Source organism: Streptomyces sp. NPDC001002, from assembly GCF_053599215.1.
Genome location: NZ_JBSFLV010000123.1, coordinates 1 through 19935 on the forward strand (window position 1 = coordinate 1; position 19935 = coordinate 19935).

Here is a 19935-nt window from a genome sequence, read left to right on the forward strand (position 1 = left end):
TGCTCGTCGCCCTTCCGAGGCGCGGTGGTGTCAGGAATGGGCGGGGCCGCCGGCAGCGGGCCCAGCGCGGTCGTCAGGGGCGCGGTGGCCGGACGGCGCGGCAGCCGGGGCCGGATCAGCCGCAGCCACGCCAGCACGAGCAGGGCCGCCACCGCGAGGAAGGGCAGCACCGCGCCGAACGCCACCGCCAGCCAGCGCAGCATCGTCACGAACGCGTCCCAGCCCCCGGCCAGCGCGTCCATGAAGCCGGTGTCGTCGTCCTTCGCGACCGCCTTCACAGGTGTCTCGGTCAGCGAGAGCGTGATGGTGGCCAGGCTTGTGCGGTCCTTCAAGGACGCCTGCTGGGCCAGCAGCGCCTCCAGGTCCGACTCCCGGGTGCTCAACTCGCCCTCCAGCTCCACCACGTCGCTCAGCCGGGTGGCCTGATCCATCAGCTCGCGGACCCGGGCCACGCTGACCCGCTGCGACTTGATGCGGCTCTCCACGTCGACGACCTGGTCGGTGACATCCTGGGCCTTCGCGGTGCGCTCCAGGAGCTTGCCCGCGCCCTGCAGATCGGCGAGGACCTCGTCGTACTTCTCGACCGGCACGCGCAGCGTCACGCGCGTGTGCTCGCGGCCCTCCTCACCCCTGTTCGTGGTCTCGTTGCCGACATAGCCGCCCGCGTTCTCGGTGGTGGTGCGGGCCTCGTCGAGCGCCTTCGGTACGTCCTTGACCTGCACGGTCAGCGAGGCGGTGCGGATGATGTGGCTGGCGGAGAGCTTGGGCGCGGTCGATGCCTTGCTGCCGCTCGCGCTCTTGTCGCCCGCGCTGTCCTGCTCGCCGCCCGGAGCCGCCTCGGCCGCCTGCGGAACGTCCTTCGCGCCGGCGTCACTGGCGGAGGTGTCGCTGCTGTCCGAGCCGCCGCAGCCGGCGAGCGCGAGCGTCGCGGCGAGCAGGATTCCGGTCAGGGCGTGGACCGGCCGTACGGAATGTCGTGTGCGCATGAGGCGTACCCCCCGAGTGTCATGACCGACTGATGCTTCTTCGACGCCGGGAGGGGTCCGGACGTTGGGGTGGCTCGGTTCCGATGAGGTCACGGTCGGGACTCGCGGCGGACACCGGGCCCCGGCGGGAGTGTCAGTGGGGTCTGCGAGAGTGGAGGGCATGAGCGCAACGGGTAGGCGTGCGGGGCACGTCGTCGTCATCGGAGCCGGCATCGCGGGTCTCGCCGCGGCCCACCGGCTGCTGGAGCGCGGCGCGACGGTGACCGTGCTGGAGGCGTCGGACCGGGTCGGCGGCAAGCTGCTGCCGGGCGAGATCGCCGGCGCCCGCGTCGACTTCGGCGCCGAGTCCATGCTCGCCCGCAGACCGGAGGCCGTCGCCCTCGCGCGCGAGGTCGGGCTGGGAGACCGGCTCCAGGCACCGGCCACCGCGACCGCCTCGATCTGGACCCGCGGCGCCCTGCGCCCCATGCCCAAGGGCCACGTCATGGGCGTACCCGGCACCGCCGCCGCCCTCTCCGGGGTGCTGTCCGACGAGGGCCTCGCCCGCATCGAGCGCGACGCGGAGCTGCCACGCACGGAGGTCGGGGACGACGTGGCGGTGGGGGAGTACGTGGCGGAGCGGCTGGGCCGCGAGGTCGTCGACCGCCTCGTGGAACCCCTGCTCGGCGGTGTGTACGCGGGCGACGCGTACCGCATCTCGATGCGCTCGGCGGTCCCGCAGCTCTATCAGGCCGCGTTGACGCACGACTCGCTGACGGAGGCCGTCCGCGGGATCCAGGCCAGGGCGGCGGCGGCCCAGCAGACGGGGCCCGTCTTCATGGGCATCGAGGGCGGAGTGGGCCAACTGCCGCTCGCCGTCGCGGAGTCGGTACGCGCGCGTGGGGGCGAGATCCTGACCGGGACACCGGTACGGGAGCTGCGCCGGATCGACGTGGCGTCGGCGCACGCGACCTGGCGGGTCGTGGCAGGGGACCGTGTGTGGGACGCGGACGCGGTGGTCGTGGCCGCCCCGGCCCCCGTCGCCGCCGGACTCCTGCGCGCCGAGGCTCCGGAAGCCGCCGGTGAGCTCGCCGCCGTCGAGTACGCGTCCATGGCCCTGGTAACCCTCGCCTACCGCCGCGGCGACACCGCCCTCCCCGAAGGCAGTGGCTTCCTCGTGCCGCCGGTCGACGGGCGGACCATCAAGGCGTCGACGTTCGCCTCGCAGAAGTGGGGCTGGATCGCCGACGAGAACCCGGACGTGGTCGTGCTGCGCACGTCCGTCGGGCGGTACGGCGAGACGGCTGTCCTGGAGCGCGACGACGCCGGTCTGGTCGACGTCTCCCGGCACGACCTGCGCGAGGCCACCGGCCTCGCCGCCACGCCCCTGGAGACCCGCGTCACCCGCTGGACCGACGGCCTGCCCCAGTACCCCGTCGGCCACCACGCGCGCGTGGCCCGCGTCCGCGAGCACGTCGCCAAGCTCCCGGGCCTCGCGGTCTGCGGCGCGCAGTACGACGGTGTCGGCATCCCGGCCTGCATCGCGAGCGCGTACGCCGCCGTGGACCAGCTGGGCGGCGACCTCGCAGCGGTCCGGGAGCTCACCGCCAACCCGGTGCAGAGCCTGCACGGCGGAGCGGGAGAATAGCCGCATGAGTGACGACGCCCCCACCACCGAGCCCGGCCGTATCCCGAACAAGGGCAAGCTGGCCAAGGACCTCAACGAGGTCATCCGCTACACGCTGTGGTCGGTCTTCAAGCTGAAGGACGTGCTCCCCGACGACCGCGCCGGTTACGCCGACGAGGTCCAGGAGCTGTTCGACCAGCTCGCCGCCAAGGACGTGACGATCCGCGGCACGTACGACGTGTCGGGCCTGCGTGCCGACGCCGACCTCATGATCTGGTGGCACGCCGAGACCGCCGACCAGCTCCAGGAGGCGTACAACCTCTTCCGCCGCACCAAGCTCGGCCGCGCGCTGGAGCCGGTCTGGTCGAACATGGCGCTGCACCGCCCCGCCGAGTTCAACCGCTCGCACATTCCGGCGTTCCTGGCCGACGAGACTCCGCGCAACTACATCAGCGTGTACCCGTTCGTGCGCTCCTACGACTGGTACCTGCTGCCCGACGAGGACCGTCGCCGCATGCTCGCCGACCACGGCAAGATGGCCCGCGGCTACCCGGACGTGCGCGCCAACACGGTGGCCTCGTTCTCGCTCGGCGACTACGAGTGGATCCTGGCCTTCGAGGCCGACGAGCTGTACCGCATCGTCGACCTCATGCGCCACCTGCGCGCCTCCGAGGCCCGCATGCACGTCCGCGAGGAGGTCCCGTTCTACACGGGCCGCCGCAAGGAGATCGGCGAGCTCATCGCCGGCCTGGCCTGATCAACGGGTGGGGCGGGCGGCCGACTTCCCCTTGGGTTCGCCCTTGGCGCGGTCGTCGGCCGCGGTCGGCTGGGGCTCCTTGTGCGGGGCGCAGGCCGCGCGCCGCACCGGGAGGCGGCCCTCCAGCAGATAGGCGTCCAGGTAGCCGTTGACGCAGCGGTTCGGGCCGCCCGCGATGCCGTGCGTACCCGCGTCCCGCTCGGTCACAAGGACCGAGCCGGACAGCCGCCGGTGCAGCTCCAGCGCACCGTCGTACGGAGTCGCCGCGTCCCTCTCGGCGGCCAGGATCAACGTCGAGGGCAACTCACCCGGCGCGGTCCTCACATCGACGACCTGCTGACGCGGCGCGGGCCAGTACGCGCAGGGCAGGTTCATCCACACGTTGTCCCAGGTCTCGAACGGCGCCACGCGCGCGAGGCGCGTGTTGTCGCGGTCCCAGACCTTGAAGTCCGTCGGCCAGGACGCGTCGTTGCACTCGACGGCCGTGTACACGGCGTTGGAGTTCTCCGACTCGGCCGCCGCCTCCGGGTGCGGACCCGCCTGCTGGATCAGAGGCTTCGGGTCGCCCTTCAGATACGCCGAGAGCGCCTGCGCGCGGTGCGGCCAGTAGTCGTCGTAGTACCCGGCCGTCAGGAACGCGCTCTGCAACTGCGCAGGGCCCACCTTGCCGCCGGCCGGCTCCGCCGCGAGCTGCGCGGCCGCCTTGTCGTAACTGCCCTGCACCGCCTCGGCCGTGGCCCCGAGCCCGTACACCTTGTCGTGCTCGGCCATCCACTCGCGGAAGTCCGTCCAGCGGCCCTCGAACGCGGCCGACTGGTCGAGGTTGTTGCGGTACCAGATCTGCTCCGGGTCCGGGTTCACCGCCGAGTCGAAGACCATCCGCCGCACGTGCGAGGGGAACAGCGTCGCGTACAGCGCCCCGAAGTAGGTGCCGTACGACGCCCCCATGAACGTCAGCCGGTCCTCGCCCAGCGCCGCCCGCAGGACGTCCAGGTCACGGGCGTTGTTGAGCGAGGTGTAGTACCGAAGCGCGCTCCCCGTCCGCTTGGCGCAGCCGCGCGCGTACGCCTTCGCCTGCGCGACGCGCTCCTGCTTGTACGACTCCGAGGGGTACGTCGGTGACTGCGAGGGCGCCTTGCTGAAGTGCTTGGGGTCCTGGCAGGACACGGGCGCGGAGCGGCCGACCCCGCGCGGGGAGTAGCCGACCAGGTCGTACGCGGACGCGATGCGCTTCCACTCCGGCAGCAGGCCGATGAGCGGGAAGTAGAACCCGTCGCCGCCCGGGCCGCCCGGGTTGTAGACCAGCGCGCCCTGGCGCGGCACCCGGCGCTTGCTGTTGCGCGGGTCCTTGTGGGTGGCGCGGACCCGGCTGACGGTCAGTCGGATCTGCTTGCCGCGGGGGTGCGCGTAGTCGAGCGGGACGGAGACCGTGCCGCACTGCATGCTGCCGGGCATGTCCTGCGCCTCTGAGCACTTCCCGAAGTCCACGCCCACGGCAGCGGCGCGCGCGGCGGCCACGGCGGTGCCCCGCAGTTCGACCGCGCCCGGCCCACCGGGCAGGCCGGTGGCGGGGGCGGTGGCGAGCGTGGTCAGGAGCAAGGATCCGGCGGCCGAGTAGAAGGCGGCTGCTCTCATGGCGTATCCCTTCGGTGCACGGCGGCGACAGAAGGGATGTTTCGTACGAGTTCGGGCCAAGGCAAGCACCGCCCGCGGGTGTCGGGCTCAATGCCCCCTATGCGCCCCCGGCGTGTGGTTCGCGCCACGGCTGGTCCCGGTGCTCGAAGGCCTCGCGCAGGTCCGGTTCGCCGATCGCGCGGACCCCTCGGACGGCGACCGAGGTGAGGTACGTACGGTCGTCGCCGCCCCCGGAGCGCCGGGTCAGGGCACCCAGGAGGCGCTGGCCGGCCGGGGAGGCCCAACGGGAGTACGGGTGGACCTCGACGCGGGCGATCGCCAGGCAGCTCAGGGTCAGCGCCAGCGGCAGCGCGAACCAGAGGGCGACCAGGCCGCGCGGCATGTCCGGCGGGGCGGGCAGCAGCAGCGCCGCCACGCCGAGGCCGAACACGGCGAGCGCCGCGAACTGCACCTGGCGGATGCCCGCCGCGATGCCGCCTCGCCCGTCGGCGGGCACCGCGAGACCCGCGCTGACCAGCCGGTCGCCGAGGCTGCCCACGGCGTCCGCCGAGGCCGTCGCGGCGCGCACCGGGGCGATCCGGCTCTGCCCCTCGGGCCCGATGGCCCCTATCACCGAGCGCTCCATCTCGTCGCGCCCGCGCGGGTCGACGACCGTCGCCCAGCCGGTGCGGGCCAGCAGCAACCGCTGCTGCCGGGCCATCGAGACCATGGTCAGATCGGCGACCCGCCCGGGGCCGCCGGACAGGAAGGCCGCCTCGTAGAGCGTCAGACCGCGCCCCCGGACGTCCGTGTCGGCATCCGCGTCCACGGCCGCCACACGTACGGCGGCGAGACACAGCCGGGTACAGGCCGAGCCGGCGACGGCCCAGGCCAGCAGCAGGAGCAGGACCCAGAACATGCCGCGTTTCTATGCCAGGGGCCCGGGAAGCGCCATGCCCTGTTCACAATCCGGACGGAGTGTTGTCGGTATGTGACGTTCCGATTGGCGCGAAACGGCCTGTGGATACGGCTACGGCTGCGCGGGCGGCGGGCTGGAGGCCGGCGGCGGGAGCGTGTACGGGGACGACGGCGGCGGCCGGAAGGTCGGGGCCGCCGGCGCCGGGTCGAGGGTCGCCGCGGGTGTGCCGGCGAGCGAGGGCGGGGGCGTGGCGGCCAGGTCCCGGGCCAGGGCGTCCCAGTCGACGTACCCGGTGGCCTCCAGCACCTTGATGTGGTCGAGCACGGTCGTGTTCGCGTCGTCGGCGAGCGTGCGCACCAGCGAGTTCTGGGTGCTCGCGCGGACCTGGGCGACGACCGAGAACACCTTGCCGTGCGCCACCCGCAAGATGTTGGCGAACTTGCTGTCGTAGTCGCCGCCCTGGGCCGCGCTGAGCGTCGCGAGCCACTGCTTCTGCTGGTCGTTCGGCTCGTTCGGCAGCGCGAGCCCGAGCTTCGCGGCGACATCGCGCACCCGCTGGTCCAGGAAGGTGTGCCCCTCGACGAGGTGCTGCCCCGCCGTCCGTACGGCCTGGGTCGTGCCCTTCTGCTCCGCCTCCTGCCCGGCGGGCAGCTCCCACAGGCCGGCCAGCCGCACCTTGGTGATGAACTCGCGGTCGAGCGCGGACAGCGGACCGTAACTGGTGGACACCGTCTGGGCGTTGAGGACGTTCGCGTCCGTGCCGACCCCCGACCGGTCGGCGTACGACCAGATCGGAAAGATCAACGCCAGGAGCGTCGCGGTCAGGCCCATGATGATGAGCCCGGTGCCGCTGAAGATGCCCCGTCCTCGGACAGGGGGTCGCGGTCGCATGGCGCCTCCCGGTACGGCACCGCACGGATGTGTGCTCAGGGTGCGGATGTGTGCGGAAGTTGCAATGTTACCGCCCGGTCCGCGCCCCGCTGCCGCGTGGCCCCGCCTCTCCGGGCCCCCTCAGCGCCGCAGCAGCACCCGCCGCGTCGCCCTGGCCAGCCGCACCCCCGGCCGCCGCGAGCGCGGCACCGGACCCGACCGCTCCAGCCACCACTCCCGCACCTCCTGCCGCGCCCCCGCCTCCTCGACCAGCCCGGCGCGCAGCAGATGCTCGGCGAAGTCCAGGGCGTCCCGCCGGTAGCCGCCGGTCATCGGGTGCCCGTGGGCGTACGCGAGGAAGTGCCCGCGATAGTCCGTACCGAGGATCTCCGGCAGCTCCGGCGCGACCTTCGCCACGACATCGGCCCGCTTCCCGCCCAGCGCCCGCGCCTGCACGCCGAGCCGGACCCGGTCGAAGCCCTCGGGAACCGGCGTACCGGCGACGAGCGCGGAGAGCAGCGCGGCCTGGGCCAGGGCGAGGCGTTGGCGGGCGGGAGTGATTTGGGCGGCGGGGTTCGCCGAGGTGGGGTCGGCGGGGTCGGCCGTGATGTGTGCTGCCGGTTCGGAGGGGTCGGCCTTGGCGTGCGCCGCCGGGGCAGGGTCGGCCAGGGCGACGGCCGGTCCTTGCGCGGCGGGCTTCTCTCGGCTCCCACGCTCGGTGCCGATGGCCTCTTGTCCGACGTACGCAGCGCCGTCGGCCTCCCGGCTGCCGGAGACCGCCTCGCCGCTGTGTGCACTCACCGCCGCTCCCCGGATCTCGCGTGCCACGGCCTCCCGGAACCCGCGGTGCAGCGCCTCCTTGATCGACGCCAACTCCCTTTCCAGCTCCGCCGGTTCGGGGAAGTTCTCGTCCCGCTCCAGCAGGACGCCCGGCGGCGAGACCCGGGACGCGAGGTCGGTCAGGATGTCGAGGACCGGGCGCGGGACGGGGTGGGCGTGGCTGTCGTGCCAGACACCGTCCCGCTCGAAGCCGCCCGCGACATGGACGTAGGCGATGGCCTCCAGGGGAAGCTCGGCGAGCGCCTTGGCCGGGTCCTCGGCGCGGTTGACGTGGTTGGTGTGCAGGTTGGCCACGTCGATCAGGAGCCGTACGCCGGTCCGGTCGGCCAGCTCGTACAGGAACTGTCCCTCGGTCATCTCCTCGCCGGGCCAGGCGATCAGCGCGGCGATGTTCTCGACGGCGAGCGGCACCGGGAGCGCGTCCTGGGCGATGCGGATGTTCTCGCACAGCACGTCGAGGGCGTCGCGGGTGCGCGGGACGGGCAGCAGGTGTCCGGCCTCCAGGGCCGGGGTCGCGGTCAGCGGGCCGCCCGCCCGTACGAACGCGATGTGCTCGGTGACCAGCGGCGATCCCAGTGCCTCGACCCGCTCGGCGAGCGCGGCGAGGCGGCCGGCGTCGGGCCGGTCGGCGCCGCCGAGGCCGAGGGAGACCCCGTGCGGGATCACGGTCACCCCGCGCTCGCGCAGCCGCCGCAGCGACTCGGGGAGGTGTCCGGGGCACACGTTCTCGGCCACCGCCTCGACCCAGTCGATCCCCGGCATCCGCTCCACGGCGTCCGCGATCTCCGGCCGCCACCCGATGCCCGTCCCCAGCCTCGTCACTCGCTCCATCGCCCGTCCCCTCCTCGGCTTCCTCCGCGTGTCCGTGCCGTCCCCGTCGACGTGGAGGGGGTATGGCCCCGGCCGTCGCGCATGAACCGCTCCCGGTCCACCTTCAGAGCAACATTTGAGGTTGGGACACCCCTGAGGCTTACGGGATCACCGCAGGACGCCCGCCGTGTCCACCGGGTCCGGGCGGCCGGTGTTGACAGTGCCGGGTGCGCCCGGTGACGGCCGGGACGTCGTCCCGATCTCACCGCTGGCCTCGGCCGCCGGGGCCGAGGGCGCCACCTGGCCGGGGACGGGCGCGGGCGGTCCGGTCGGGCTGGCGGTGGTGCCGGCCACCGCCTCGTTGGCGATGGCGTCGAAGTCGACCTTGCCGGTCTTCTCCAGGATCGTGATGTGGTCGAGGACGGTCTGGTTGGCGTCCGAGGCGAGCTGGCGCACCAGGGTGTTGCGGGTGGTGTTCCGTACGGCGCCGATGGCCGGGAAGATCTTGCCGTGCGCGGACCGCAGCAGGTTCACGAACTTGTACTCGTACTCCGCGCCCTGCGCCGCGGTCATCTCCTGGAGCCACCCCTGCTGTTGCTCGTTGGGCACGTTCGGCAGCGCGACGCCGAGCTGGGCCGCGACGATCCGCACCCGTTTGTCCAGGTCGGTGTGGCCGACGATGAGATGGTCGCCCGCCTCCTTGATCGCCTGGCTGGGCGCCCGCTCGATCGCCTGCTGCCCGGCCGGCAGCTCCCACAGCCCGGCAAGGCGCACCCGCACGATCAGGTCGCGGTCGGCCGCGGTCAGCGGCCCCCACTGGGTGTTCACCGTGCTTGCCGCCACGTTCGCCTGTCCGGTGCCCATGCGGTCGGCGTACTGCCACATGGGGAACGCGACCGCACCGAGGGTGGCGACGAGGGACGTGATGAAGATGGCTGTGCCGTTGATGCGCGGCAAGGGTGCCTCCCGGATGAGACAGACGGGTGCCAGGAGGTACGGGTGGGACGGTCGCGATGTTCAAAGAAAGGGTAAAGATCTAAAAGGTCGGCAAAGAGGCCAGGTCACGTGCTCAGGGGTGGCCTGGTCGGGGGTGCGGGAGCGACGTCGGCGGGTCAGGGCGACTTCGCGCCGACCCGCAAGCCGTCCATCAACAACCCGATCAACCGGTCCCCTTGGGCCCGCCAGTCCCCGGACGCGTCCAGTCGGAGCAGTCCGCTCATCGCCAGTACCACGTCGGCCGTCTTCAGGTCGGAGCGGATCGTCCCGGCGGTGACGCCCGCGGCGAGGAGGGTGCCGATGGTGTCGGAGATCCGGGCGTAGGACTCGGACGCCCAGGTCTCGCCGACGCCGATGGTCCGCAGCGCCTCGGACATGTGCTGCTTGGTGACCAGCAGGCTCGCCAGATGCCTCATCCACTCCTGCAACGCCTGGTCCGGCGGCAGGGTTTCGAGGAGTCGGTCCGCGGCCGAGCAGAGTTGCTCCACCTCGTAGTCGTAGGTGGCCAGGACCAGGGACTCCCGGTTGGGGAAGTGCCGGTAGAGCGTGGCGATGCCCACGCCGGCGGCCTTGGCGATGCTGCCCAGCGAGGCGTCCTTGCCCGCGTGGTTGAACTCCTCGATGGCCGCGGCCAGCAGTTTCTCGCGGTTGCGTACGGCGTGGGCGCGTACCGGCTGCGGTGGTCCCTGACGTTCCTGCATGTCTGCTCCCCGGGATCGGTGGTGCCGCCCGGCGGACGGCATCGACGACCCTGCTTGCTTACCGGAGGATCCTCCGTTAACGTTGTTACTACCGGAGGGTCCTCCGGTATCTCCCTCACGATACAACCGAACGGAGACTTCCCGTGAACACGATTTCACTCGGCGACCTCACCACTTCCTCCCAGGGTCTCGGCTGCATGGGGATGAGCGAGGGGTACGGCCCGACCAGCTGGGACGACGCGATCGCCACCGTCCACCGCGCGCTCGACCTGGGCGTCACCCTCATCGACACCGCCGACGCGTACGCCTTCGGGCACAACGAGGTGCTCGTGGGCCGGGCCATCGCCGGCCGTCGTGACGAGGTCCAACTGGCGACCAAGACCGGCATCGACCGCACGGGCAGCGACACCTGGGTCTTCCGCGGCGAGCCCGGCTACATCAAGCGCGCCTGCGACGCCTCCCTGATGCGGCTCGGTGTCGACCACATCGACCTCTTCTACCTGCACCGGGTCTCGCCGAACACCGAGATCGAGGAGTCGGTCGGCGCCATGGCGGAGCTGGTCAAGGAGGGGAAGATCCGGCACATCGGCCTCTCCGAGGTCAGCACCGAGCAGCTGCGGCGGGCGTATGCCGTGCACCCGATCACGGCGGTCCAGAGCGAGTACTCGATCTGGTCCCGTGACATCGAGGAGACGGTGGGGGAGGGGCTGCGCGAGCTGGGCGTGGGTCTGGTCGCGTACTCGCCGCTCGGCCGCGGCTTCCTGACCGGCACGGTGGACGTGTCGGCGCTGCCCGCGGGCGACGCGCGCAGGCGGCTGCCGCGCTTCCAGACCACCGAGAACGAGGTCGTCGCGGACGGCGTCCGCTCGCTGGCCGAGCAGAAGGGTGTCACCGCGGCGCAGTTGGCCCTGGCCTGGGTGGCCTCGCGCAGCGAGCACTTCGGCGTCCCGGTCGTCCCGATCCCGGGCACCAAGCGCGTGAAGTGGCTGGAGCAGAACGTGGCCGCCGCGGACATCGAGCTGACGCCCGACGAGATCGCCACGCTGGACGGCCTGTCGGCCCACGTGGTGGGCGGTCGCTACTGACCGAGCTGAGTGCCGTGGCAGCAGGACGGGCTCCTGGGCCACGGCACTCGCGGTCGGCGGGGGTGGACTCCTTGGCGGACCGGACCGGGCCGGCTGGGGTGGGTCGGCCGGGGCGGGTCGGTGACGGGCGGCGGGGGTTCGGACCGGTCGTCGAGTAATTCCGCTCGGCGGGGCATCGGACGGGTCGGGTGCTGATTCCGCGCGGCGGCGCATTGGGCCGGTCGTCTGCTGATCCCGCTCGGCGGCTTGTCTGGCCGTGTGCCGACTGACTCCGCTCGACGGCATTTCAGGCCGGTTGTCAACTGTCCCACCGGCGGCCACACCGGACCCGTCTCCACAGATCCCGCTAGGCCGCGCCAGCGCCCCGCAACCGTTCGCGCAGGCCGCCGAGGATCAGGCCGAGGCCGAACTCGAAGCGGCCGTCGAAGTTGACGAATTCTTCGACGGGCGTGGCGAACAGCCGAGGGTAGGTCTGGCGGGCTCCGGCGAAGTCGAGCTTCTCGACGGCGCCCTCGGTCCGGCCCTGTTCCTCCAGGGTCTCGCCCAGTACGTAACAGACGACCGTGGACGTGGCCCAGAGCGCCGAGACCCCGGCGAAGCCCGCCTGCTGCATGACGCCGACGAGGCGATCCGCGAACGCCAGGCTGTGGCGCTGCGCCGCATAACTGCCGCCGACGATCCTCGCCCCCTCGCGCTGCGCCAGCAGAGCCTTTCTCAACTGCCGGGCGAGCAGGGCGACTTCGGCCTCCCAGTCGCCCGCGCCGCCGTCCACCAGCGCTTCGGCCAGGATCGCTTCCGCCATCTCGTCCAGGAGTGTCTGCTTGTTGCTGAAGACCCGGTAGATGGCGGGCAGTTGGAGCTTGCTGGCATCCGCGAGGCGCCGCATGGTGAGTGCTTCCAGCCCGCCGGAGTCGACGATTTCGAGCGCGGCGGTCACCAGCGCCTGGGCGCGGGTCGCGGGCGGCGGGGGACCGGTCCGCACGGCGGGGGAGTCTTCAGAACCCTTTGGCATGTTAACAATGTTATCGCCATTGTCCTGGCTGGGCGACAACGCCGAGCATGTCAGCTCCGTTGACGCTCCGCACCCCGCCTGGCCTCACGGGGCGTCATGCCGAACTCCTCCCGGAACGCCGTGGAGAAGCCCGCGTGGCTGCCGAAGCCGCAGGAGTGCGCGATCTGCGCGATCGAGTACGAGTCCCAGCTCGTGCCGGCCAGCCGGCTCCGGGCGAGCAGCAGCCGTTCACGGCGGATGAGGTCGCGCGGGGTGGTGTCGGCGGCCTGCAGCACCTGCTGGACATAGCGGGCCGACCAGCCGAGCGCCCGCGCGATGCCGTGGACGTCGAGCCCGTCGTCGCCCGCGTGCCGACGGACGTACTGGCGGATCGAGGCTTCCACCGTCGCCCGCTGTCCGGCGGGGGCCGAGTCCGTGCCGCCCTCCGCGGCCAGGCACACCAGGTCGACGAGCCGGTCGCAGGCGATGTCGAAGGTCGTCTCGGAGAGCGCCTCGCGCTCCTCCTGCAAGGTGGACACCAACTGCCGTATGACACGGCCCAGTCCGCGGTCCCCGCTCAGCATCTGCGGCTCGCGGGCCGCCGCCGGGCTGCGCAGGGCGATGCTGTCGCCGGGCACGATGAGGGCGATCGACAGGAAGTCGGCGTCGTGCGCGAAGGTCAACGGCCGGTCGATGTCGCACAGCACCATGCTGCCCGCCTGGATCTCGGTGGCTGCCTGGCCCTGCTCCACCCAGGCCGTGCCGGCCAGCGGCACGAGGAGTTCGTACTTGCCGCGGGGGTCGGCCCGGATGTGCCGCGCGTCCCTGGACACCACTTCCTCGCCGCCCGCGCACAGCGCCAGGCCGTGGGCCCCTGACTGCTGCCGGTCCAGACGTCCGGTCCACGGGGCGGTGCGATCCGGCACGCTGATCCGGCTCGCGCCGTGCAGGTGGGTGAAGACCTCGCCCCACGCACCGACCGTGGGGATGTCGTCAGCGTCAGTCCAGAAATACACGCCTCAACTCTAGCCACGGGGTCATCGGACCGGCGCGGGAGTCGTTGAGGCGGGAGGTGTCGGGGGTGGGCCCGGGGCGGCGTGGAACCCTGTAGCCGTGGTGACGGCACGGAAGCCGTCGCCCTTGTGATCTTCCTCCGTGGCCTTCCTTCGTGACCGTCCTCATAACAGGAGTTCTGCCCCATGCCCGACGCCGACGGTGTCAGTGACCGGTTGTTGACTCGCCTCGCCGGACACACGCGGAGCTTCGACAAGCTCTTCGAGGAGTACTTCGCCACCTTGGACGGCGTGCTCGACACCCCGTCGTTCGGCAGCTTCACCCCCGAATGCCTCGGTCTGCTGCGGGAGTTGTCCCTGCGCGGCGGCAAGCGGATGCGGGTGGTGGTGCTCCACGAGGCGGCCGGGCTGGTGACGGACGAACCCGTACCGGGCCTCGACGCCGCGGCCCTGAGCCTCGAACTGCTCCAGACCCACGGCCTGATCCACGACGACCTCATCGACGACAGCGCCACCCGGCGCGGCGGACCCACCACCTACTACGCCTATCGCGAGAAGTTCCCAGACCACCCCCGCACGGCGCTCGGTCTCACCGTGCTCGCGGGCGACCTCGCGCTGGCCCTGTCCCTGCGCGTGCTCCTCGACGCGAAGACGAGCCTCCCGGTGCGGCAGGCCATGATCGAGGTCCAGACCCGGGTCACGGCGGAGACCGTCATGGGTCAAGTCGTCGACCTGGAACGGGACTTCACCGCCGTACCCCCGGACATCGACGTCATCCACGAGGTGGCGGACTACAAGTCCGCGCGCTACTCGTTGCTCGCACCCCTGCAACTGGGGCTTCTGGCCGCCGGTGAGCAACCGGGCCGCCATGAAGGGGAGTTGCGGCGCTACGCGCGGCTGGTGGGGATCTGCGGGCAGATGCGGGACGACTTCCTCGACCTGTTTGGGGACGAGCAGGTCATGGGCAAGTCGACCGGGACCGACTTCCGTGACGGGAAGCGCAGTTACGCCGTGACCGCCCTGCTGGCCACCGTCGGCGGGCCGGAGCGCGCGGTGGTGGAGTCGGCCCTCGGCGATCCCTCGTGCACCGCGGACACCATCGCCACGGTCCGCGAGATCGCCGAACGGCATGGCGTGGCCGAGCGGATGCGGGTGGACATGCGCCGCCACGCGGAAGAAGCCGCCCTGGTGGCCGCCGGGTGGCGGTCCCGGTGGCGTGCCGAGGCGGTCGACTTCTTCGAGCTGTTGCCGCACTGGGCGGTCGAGCGGTCCAAGTAGCCGCCGGGCCCCGACCGCCGCCGGGTCGGCCGGACCGCCATCGGGTCGGCCGGACCGCTGTCGGTCCAGCCGATCCGCCGTCGGCTCAGAGCGTCGCCACCACCTCGATCTCCACCAGGAACCCGTCCTGGAAGAGGGTGGTGACACCAACAGCCGTGCTGGCGGGCGGAGTTGGGCAGCCCTTGCGCGCCGCGGTGAGCGCGGTGACCAGTTCGCCCGCCTGGTCGGTGGTGTAACCCGCCAGATAGACCGTCTCCTTGATGATCTTCTCGCGGGAGGAACCGGCCGCCCGGAGCGCCGTCTCGACGTTCTCGTAGGCCTTCTCGAACTGCGCCACGAGGTCGTCGCCGCCCACGAGTTGGCCGTCCTTGTCCCAGGCGACCTGGCCCGAGGTGTAGACGAGCCCGAGGGCCGGCACGGTCACGGCGTGGGAGAGGACACCCGGCAGTGGGGGCAGTTCGGGGGGATTGACAGCGTTGACCGACATCTTCATTCCTTTCCAGGAACCACAGGGGTGTTGAAAGGTGGCCGGGGCTACGCCGCCACCAAGTGCCGTGAGTAGTCGTCGAGCAGGAACGCGTTCGACCTGTTGACCTGGCTCCGCAGCAGAAGTTCCTTGCCGGGAACGTGACTTGCCAGGCGGACGACCCCGTTGCGGAACGCGATGCCGAGTGAGGTCTGGGGAGTCATGACCTTCCCCTGGTCGGGGGCCCACTGCTGGATCTCCCCGATCCACGGGCGCAGTTTCGCCTCGTACCGGGTGAGCGCCCCCGTGATGTCGTCGGGGGTGGCCGCCAGTTCGCCCGCGAGGACATACGCGCCCACCATGGCGATCGTGGTGCCGTGGCCCGACAGCGGTGAGGCGGAGTAGGCGGCGTCTCCGACCAGACCGACGCGTCCGGTGGACCACCTGGCCAGTCTGACCTGGCTGCAGGTGTCGAAGTAGAAGTCGGGGGCGGTGTCGATCTGCGACAGCAGGGCGGCCGCCTCCCAGGCCATGCCGGACGCCCTGGCCTTGACGATGCGCTTCTGGGCGTCGACATCACGCCAGTCGTAGGAGGGCCGGCCCGCGCGGAAGCTGAAGAACGCCATCACCTTCGAGTTGTCGAGGATGGAGCGCATCCCGATGGTCCTGCCGGGTTCGCTGTAGGCGACGGTCCAGTCCCTGACGTCGATGTGGTTGCGGGCCGTCCAGAAGGAGACGTACGTGCCCAGGTGGTGCAAGTGGTCGGTCTCCGGGCCGAAGAGCATCTCGCGCAGTTCGGAGTGGAGCCCGTCGGCACCGATGACGACGTCGAACGACTCGGCGGGCGCCGACTTGAACTCGACGTGCACCTTCGTACCGTCGTCATGAGCCGAGGTGATGCGGTCGTCGAACCGGTACTCGACCCGGTCCCGCGACTGCTCGTGGAGCACCTCGGACAGGGCGCCGCGCAGGATCTCGATCTCGGCGACCGGCCCGTCGCCGCCGAACTGATCGGCCCGCAGCGCCCCCTTCGTGCGTCCTTGGCCGTCGACGAAGGAGAGGCCGTAGTTGCTCTCGCGCGCGGCCCGTACCTCGGAGTCGACCCCCATCCTGCGCAGGACCTCCCGGGAGACCCCGCGGAGATCGACGAGTTGGCCGCCGGCCCGCAGTTCGGGCCAGCGCTCCACGACCGTGACGTCCGCGCCGTACCTGGCCAGCCACAGCGCGAGTGCGGGCCCCGCGATGCTCGCGCCGGAGATCAGAACCTTGAGTCGCCCCATCGGCTGCCTCACTTCGCTGAAGGTGCCGCCATCGTCTGTTAACGGCGTTACCATCGACGGTAACGTTAACGGCGTTATCGCGTCAACGGTGAATGAACATCGACGTCGACGGCTCCTGGAACGCCTGACTGAATCTCGCCCCACCCGCCCGTCCCGCCCCCGTCGGCGCCCATGCTTGGGTGAGGTGTCGTGGACCATGGGGCGGACGGGCGCGGGAAGGGGTCGCATGATTCGGGAAGTCGCCGAGGTGGCACGCGTCGAGGACGCGGCGCTGACGCGGGCGGCCCAGGCGGGCGAAGTCGCCGCGCTGGGGCTGCTGTTGGAGCGGCACCGGGCGGGGATGCGCGCGGTGGCGTTGAGCATTCTGGGGCCGGGTGCGGACGCCGACGACGTGATGCAGGACGCGGCGCTGACCGCGCTGCGGCGGATCGGTGACGTACGCGATCCGAGTGCGGTCGGTGCCTGGCTGCGGATGATCGTACGCAACGCGAGTCGTTCGCTGCTGCGGAACGCGGTCGCCACGCGGCCGGTCGGCGATCTGCACCTGCCCTCGACGGCCGCCGGTCCCGAGCAGTGGCTGGAGCAGAACGCGATGCGGGACTGGGTCTGGGAGGCGCTGGAGGAACTCTCACCGGTGCTGCGCATGCCCGTGGTGCTGCGGCACTTCACCACCGGTGTCACGGCGTACGGGCAGATAGCGAAGGCCTGCGGGGTTCCCGTCGGTACCGTGCGCAGCCGGCTCAGTCAGGGGCGGGCCAAGCTCGCGGAGGCCCTCGCCGCCACGGCGGACGCTCCGCACGCGAACGTCGAGGAGCGGGTCCGGGCCAGCCGTGTCGAGGCGCGGGAGACCCTCGACGCGGCCGAGAGCGGACACTTCGGCAAGCTGCTGACCGAACGCTGGTCTCCCGAGGTCGCGCTCCTGCGGGGGAACGACCGGATCGGCGGCCGGGACGTTCTCGTACGCGCCATGTACGGCGACATCGAGGACGGCGTGCGGCAGAGTCTCGTCCACGCCGTCGCCGGACGGTCGCTGTCGGTCTGGGAGATGGACATCACCAATCCGGCCGCCGATCCGGAGCACTGCCCGCCCTCGGTGGCCTGGCTGATGACGCTGGACGACGCGGGCCGGGTGCACCGGCTGCGGCTCTTCCACCCCAGGCCGGTGCAGGTGCTCGAATCCCTTCCCGTCATGTGACGCACGCCATACGGCAGGGCCGAACTTCGTCCCCTGCTCCGCGTCCTGTCCGTGTCATCGACCCTTTCCTGACACGGAGTTCCCATGACCAGCCCTCTTGTTGACCCCTTGGCGACCGGTACCCACACCGTGGACATCGACGGAGTGACGCAGCGCTATCACGTCCACGGCACCGGACCGGTCTGCGTCGCGCACTCCGGCGGACCCGGCATCAACTGGGAGTACCTGCGCATGCCCGCGCTGGAGCGGCACCTGACGGTCGTCTACCCGGAACCGGTCGGCTCGGCCGGTGCGGACCGGCTCGCCTCCCACCCGCACGGCTACACCCGGGACCGCTACAGCCGGTTCCTGGAGGCGCTGATCGAGCACCTCGGTGTGCCGAAGGTGCATCTGCTGGGCCACTCCCACGGCGGCTTCGTCGCCCAGTACCACGCCCTGCGCCACCCCGAGCGGGTCGCGAGCGTGATCCTGTACGAGAGTGCGCCGCTGACCGGCCCCGAGCACTCCGCCGAGGCCATGCGGCTGGTCCAGGAGTTCGCCGCGGGCCACTCCGACCAGCCCGAACTCCCCGCGATCCTGGCTGGGTTCGAGGCCCTCCCCGGTGCCGAGGACGACGAACGGATCACCGAGGTGCTCAAGGCGCTGGTCCCGGTGTACTTCGCCGACTACTGGGGCCGCGAGAAGGAGTTCGCGCCGTTCCGTGCCGCCGTGAGCGCCGCGTACGTCTCGGGACAGGACGAGAACCGGCAGCCGATCGTCATCGACGACCGCGCGGAGCTCGGGTCGCTCGCCGTGCCCACCCTGGTCGTCGTCGGGCGGCACGACTTCATCTGCGGGATGAAGTGGGCCCAGGAGCTGCACGGGCTGATTCCCGGGGCGGAGCTGCTGGTCCTGGAGAACAGCGGGCACTTCGGCCACATCGAGGAGCCGGAGGAGTTCGCCGGGGCGATCGCGGGATTCGTCGCCTCCGCCTCGTAGCGCTCGCCCTTCCGTTTCGCAAGGCGACCCTGCTCGGCGCGGTCGTTCGAACCTGGACAGTGCCCGTACGGGCTGTTCGGGTTTGACGCGGGCCACGGGCAGGAAGGAGCGGTGATAGTCTACAAGCGGAGATGCGCTCTCCGCTTGTAGGGAGTCCCTATGGCAAGCCGCAGCACGTTCGGCATGACCTCAGAGGGTCGGGTCGTCCGGCGTCGCCCCCGCCTCCCCGGCGGGCTGCGGGACATGCCCCGCGAGGAGTTGGTCGGCGGCCCAGCGGGCCCACTCCTGTTCCAGTACGCGTTGTCGGATGCCGTGCTCCAGGACCAGCCTGCCGCACACGTTCAGCATGTCCCGGTCCCAGTTCTCCGAGTCCCGCAGGGCCACCAGGGCGTCGTGCTCCTTGGCCGAGGTGTCCGCGTGGTCCAGCAGGCGCTGCACGGCCTCGTCGCGCGGCAGGAGTCCCAGGAAGAAGGTCTGCAGCAGCATCGGGTTCCGCTGCGGCCGGCCCTCCTGGACCTCGGTCAGCCAGCGCAGCGTCTCCGCGTGCCCGTCGGGGGTGAGCGAGTACTGCTTACGCCCCCGCGGGCCCTCCTCGGTCACCTTGATCAGGCCCGTCGCGTCCAGCTTCGTCAGCTCGCCGTAGATCTGGCTCTGCTTCGCGGGCCAGACGTACCCGAGAGAGGTGTTGAAGATCTTCAGCAGGTCATAGCCGCTGCCGGGGCGGAAGACGAGGAGTCCCAAGAGGGCGTGACGAAGGCTCATGTTCACAACCATAACCCCCGGCCCTCCAATAGTGACAGGTCGAAAACTACCCCTGCGGATCCCGCCTCTCGGTCCCACGGATTCTGGATCGACTTCTGTTCAATATTCCGGTCTTGACATGTTGGTTTCGGAGCTTCTAGCTTTCACCTGTCAAAGTTGGAACATCGAGATGCGAGGTAACACGACGTGGGTGTTATGAGTTATCTGCGGGGTTTCACCCCATGGATCGCGGCAGGGGTCGTCTCCGCCTTCGACTGGCGCTGGGGCGCCGTGGCCGGCTTCCTCACCGGCGTTCTACTGCTTCTGCAGGACCGCAGCCGGGGCGTCGCGATGGACGCGATGGTCCTGGAGATCAGCACGATCATCTACTTCGTCATCATCGGCGCGATCGCCTTCAGCTCGCCCGACTCGTCCGTGCAGGACCACAGCGATGTCCTCTCCTTCGTCTGGCTGGCCCTGACGGCCTGGGGCAGCATGGCGGTCAAGAGCCCCTTCACACTGGGCATCGCCCGTCGCCAGACGCCCGAGGAGTACTGGAACACCCCCGGCTTCCTCGCCGTCAACAACCACATCACGGCCGCCTGGGGTGCCGGCTTCACCTTCATCTTCGTCGTGCTGGCCATCGCCAACGCCACCGACGCCCCGGCCTGGGTCGGCATCACCGCGCACGTCGTCGGCCTCGTCGCCCCCGCGGTGTTCACCGCGATCTACCCCCGTCGGGTCCAGGCCCGTCTCGAAGCCCTGATGGCAGCGAACGCAGCGAACGCCTGATCGCCCTCCCGAAGGAA

Annotated in this window: 19 protein-coding genes; 7 read left to right on the forward strand and 12 right to left on the reverse strand. The window is 71.1% G+C overall.

What is annotated here, in order from left to right; genetic code table 11:
• Window positions 1-986 (reverse strand): DUF4349 domain-containing protein (locus ACWDR3_RS36885; RefSeq protein WP_450356935.1); only part of this gene is annotated, 986 nt, incomplete at its 3' end.
• Window positions 987-1146: 160 nt separating this feature from the next.
• Here ACWDR3_RS36885 and hemG point away from each other — a divergent pair.
• Together hemG and hemQ are read left to right on the forward strand one after the other, a co-directional pair.
• The gene (gene hemG / locus ACWDR3_RS36890; protein WP_450356936.1) at window positions 1147-2613 is read left to right on the forward strand and encodes a protoporphyrinogen oxidase; all 1467 of its coding nucleotides are present in this window, start codon (window positions 1147-1149) and stop codon (window positions 2611-2613) included.
• Window positions 2614-2617: 4 nt separating this feature from the next.
• Window positions 2618-3349 carry a hydrogen peroxide-dependent heme synthase gene (gene hemQ / locus ACWDR3_RS36895; RefSeq protein WP_450356937.1) on the forward strand — a complete coding sequence of 244 codons (732 nt, stop codon included), beginning with the start codon at window positions 2618-2620 and terminating at the stop codon, window positions 3347-3349.
• Here the strand turns inward: hemQ and ACWDR3_RS36900 are convergent, their stop codons facing one another.
• The 6 genes from ACWDR3_RS36900 to ACWDR3_RS36925 form a co-directional block, all read right to left on the reverse strand.
• Window positions 3350-4984, reverse strand: coding sequence for an alpha/beta hydrolase (locus ACWDR3_RS36900; protein WP_450356938.1), 1635 nt, complete (start codon window positions 4982-4984; stop codon window positions 3350-3352).
• Between the two features lie 97 nt (window positions 4985-5081).
• Entirely contained in the window at window positions 5082-5882 is an 801-nt protein-coding gene (locus ACWDR3_RS36905) for a TIGR04222 domain-containing membrane protein (RefSeq protein WP_450356939.1), read from the reverse strand.
• A 111-nt stretch (window positions 5883-5993) separates the two neighbouring features.
• Window positions 5994-6773: a DUF4142 domain-containing protein gene (locus ACWDR3_RS36910; RefSeq protein WP_450356940.1), complete on the reverse strand. Its 780-nt coding sequence runs from the start codon at window positions 6771-6773 to the stop codon at window positions 5994-5996.
• A gap of 120 nt (window positions 6774-6893) precedes the next feature.
• Window positions 6894-8414 (reverse strand): multinuclear nonheme iron-dependent oxidase, encoded by a 1521-nt coding sequence (locus tag ACWDR3_RS36915; RefSeq protein ID WP_450356956.1) that lies wholly within the window; start codon window positions 8412-8414, stop codon window positions 6894-6896.
• A gap of 156 nt (window positions 8415-8570) precedes the next feature.
• Window positions 8571-9359 carry a DUF4142 domain-containing protein gene (locus ACWDR3_RS36920; RefSeq protein WP_450356941.1) on the reverse strand — a complete coding sequence of 263 codons (789 nt, stop codon included), beginning with the start codon at window positions 9357-9359 and terminating at the stop codon, window positions 8571-8573.
• Window positions 9360-9514: 155 nt separating this feature from the next.
• On the reverse strand, window positions 9515-10099 hold the full coding sequence (locus tag ACWDR3_RS36925; RefSeq protein ID WP_450356942.1) for a TetR/AcrR family transcriptional regulator: 585 nt from the start codon (window positions 10097-10099) through the stop codon (window positions 9515-9517).
• A gap of 197 nt (window positions 10100-10296) precedes the next feature.
• On the opposite strand from ACWDR3_RS36925, the gene ACWDR3_RS36930 reads away from it, so the two are divergent.
• On the forward strand, window positions 10297-11184 hold the full coding sequence (locus ACWDR3_RS36930; RefSeq protein WP_450356957.1) for an aldo/keto reductase: 888 nt from the start codon (window positions 10297-10299) through the stop codon (window positions 11182-11184).
• Between the two features lie 346 nt (window positions 11185-11530).
• Here the strand turns inward: ACWDR3_RS36930 and ACWDR3_RS36935 are convergent, their stop codons facing one another.
• Entirely contained in the window at window positions 11531-12196 is a 666-nt protein-coding gene (locus tag ACWDR3_RS36935) for a TetR/AcrR family transcriptional regulator C-terminal domain-containing protein (RefSeq protein ID WP_450356943.1), read from the reverse strand.
• A gap of 50 nt (window positions 12197-12246) precedes the next feature.
• Complete coding sequence (locus ACWDR3_RS36940) at window positions 12247-13191, reverse strand: AraC family transcriptional regulator (RefSeq protein WP_450356944.1); 945 nt, start codon at window positions 13189-13191, stop codon at window positions 12247-12249.
• Window positions 13192-13374: 183 nt separating this feature from the next.
• Between ACWDR3_RS36940 and ACWDR3_RS36945 the strand changes: the two genes are divergently transcribed.
• Window positions 13375-14466, forward strand: coding sequence for a polyprenyl synthetase family protein (locus tag ACWDR3_RS36945; RefSeq protein WP_450356945.1), 1092 nt, complete (start codon window positions 13375-13377; stop codon window positions 14464-14466).
• Window positions 14467-14551: 85 nt separating this feature from the next.
• Here ACWDR3_RS36945 and ACWDR3_RS36950 read toward each other — a convergent pair whose 3' ends face one another.
• Both ACWDR3_RS36950 and ACWDR3_RS36955 read right to left on the reverse strand, forming a co-directional pair.
• Entirely contained in the window at window positions 14552-14953 is a 402-nt protein-coding gene (locus ACWDR3_RS36950) for a RidA family protein (RefSeq protein ID WP_450356946.1), read from the reverse strand.
• A gap of 47 nt (window positions 14954-15000) precedes the next feature.
• Window positions 15001-16212, reverse strand: a complete 1212-nt coding sequence (locus ACWDR3_RS36955; RefSeq protein WP_450356947.1) for an FAD-dependent monooxygenase — start codon at window positions 16210-16212, stop codon at window positions 15001-15003.
• A gap of 226 nt (window positions 16213-16438) precedes the next feature.
• Between ACWDR3_RS36955 and ACWDR3_RS36960 the strand changes: the two genes are divergently transcribed.
• Both ACWDR3_RS36960 and ACWDR3_RS36965 read left to right on the forward strand, forming a co-directional pair.
• A complete protein-coding gene (locus ACWDR3_RS36960; RefSeq protein ID WP_450356948.1) occupies window positions 16439-17407 on the forward strand; it encodes an RNA polymerase sigma factor in 969 nt (322 codons plus the stop codon).
• Window positions 17408-17491: 84 nt separating this feature from the next.
• On the forward strand, window positions 17492-18385 hold the full coding sequence (locus ACWDR3_RS36965) for an alpha/beta fold hydrolase (RefSeq protein ID WP_450356949.1): 894 nt from the start codon (window positions 17492-17494) through the stop codon (window positions 18383-18385).
• 189 nt (window positions 18386-18574) lie between these two features.
• Here the strand turns inward: ACWDR3_RS36965 and ACWDR3_RS36970 are convergent, their stop codons facing one another.
• Window positions 18575-19147: a PadR family transcriptional regulator gene (locus ACWDR3_RS36970; protein WP_450356950.1), complete on the reverse strand. Its 573-nt coding sequence runs from the start codon at window positions 19145-19147 to the stop codon at window positions 18575-18577.
• 195 nt (window positions 19148-19342) lie between these two features.
• Here ACWDR3_RS36970 and ACWDR3_RS36975 point away from each other — a divergent pair, with 195 nt between their 5' ends.
• Window positions 19343-19918, forward strand: a complete 576-nt coding sequence (locus ACWDR3_RS36975; RefSeq protein ID WP_123999203.1) for a hypothetical protein — start codon at window positions 19343-19345, stop codon at window positions 19916-19918.
• Window positions 19919-19935: the final 17 nt, after the last annotated feature.

What these genes read in the sequence shown, in the direction of transcription:
- hemG (WP_450356936.1), top strand. Translation starts at nt 1,147, where the DNA reads ATGAGCGCAACGGGTAGGCGTGCGGGGCACGTCGTCGTCATCGGAGCC.
- hemQ (WP_450356937.1), top strand. Translation starts at nt 2,618, where the DNA reads ATGAGTGACGACGCCCCCACCACCGAGCCCGGCCGTATCCCGAACAAG.
- ACWDR3_RS36900 (WP_450356938.1), bottom strand. Translation starts at nt 4,984, where the DNA reads ATGAGAGCAGCCGCCTTCTACTCGGCCGCCGGATCCTTGCTCCTGACC.
- ACWDR3_RS36905 (WP_450356939.1), bottom strand. Translation starts at nt 5,882, where the DNA reads ATGTTCTGGGTCCTGCTCCTGCTGCTGGCCTGGGCCGTCGCCGGCTCG.
- ACWDR3_RS36910 (WP_450356940.1), bottom strand. Translation starts at nt 6,773, where the DNA reads ATGCGACCGCGACCCCCTGTCCGAGGACGGGGCATCTTCAGCGGCACC.
- ACWDR3_RS36925 (WP_450356942.1), bottom strand. Translation starts at nt 10,099, where the DNA reads ATGCAGGAACGTCAGGGACCACCGCAGCCGGTACGCGCCCACGCCGTA.
- ACWDR3_RS36930 (WP_450356957.1), top strand. Translation starts at nt 10,297, where the DNA reads ATGGGGATGAGCGAGGGGTACGGCCCGACCAGCTGGGACGACGCGATC.
- ACWDR3_RS36935 (WP_450356943.1), bottom strand. Translation starts at nt 12,196, where the DNA reads ATGCCAAAGGGTTCTGAAGACTCCCCCGCCGTGCGGACCGGTCCCCCG.
- ACWDR3_RS36945 (WP_450356945.1), top strand. Translation starts at nt 13,375, where the DNA reads ATGCCCGACGCCGACGGTGTCAGTGACCGGTTGTTGACTCGCCTCGCC.
- ACWDR3_RS36950 (WP_450356946.1), bottom strand. Translation starts at nt 14,953, where the DNA reads ATGTCGGTCAACGCTGTCAATCCCCCCGAACTGCCCCCACTGCCGGGT.
- ACWDR3_RS36955 (WP_450356947.1), bottom strand. Translation starts at nt 16,212, where the DNA reads ATGGGGCGACTCAAGGTTCTGATCTCCGGCGCGAGCATCGCGGGGCCC.
- ACWDR3_RS36960 (WP_450356948.1), top strand. Translation starts at nt 16,439, where the DNA reads ATGATTCGGGAAGTCGCCGAGGTGGCACGCGTCGAGGACGCGGCGCTG.
- ACWDR3_RS36965 (WP_450356949.1), top strand. Translation starts at nt 17,492, where the DNA reads ATGACCAGCCCTCTTGTTGACCCCTTGGCGACCGGTACCCACACCGTG.
- ACWDR3_RS36970 (WP_450356950.1), bottom strand. Translation starts at nt 19,147, where the DNA reads ATGAGCCTTCGTCACGCCCTCTTGGGACTCCTCGTCTTCCGCCCCGGC.
- ACWDR3_RS36975 (WP_123999203.1), top strand. Translation starts at nt 19,343, where the DNA reads ATGAGTTATCTGCGGGGTTTCACCCCATGGATCGCGGCAGGGGTCGTC.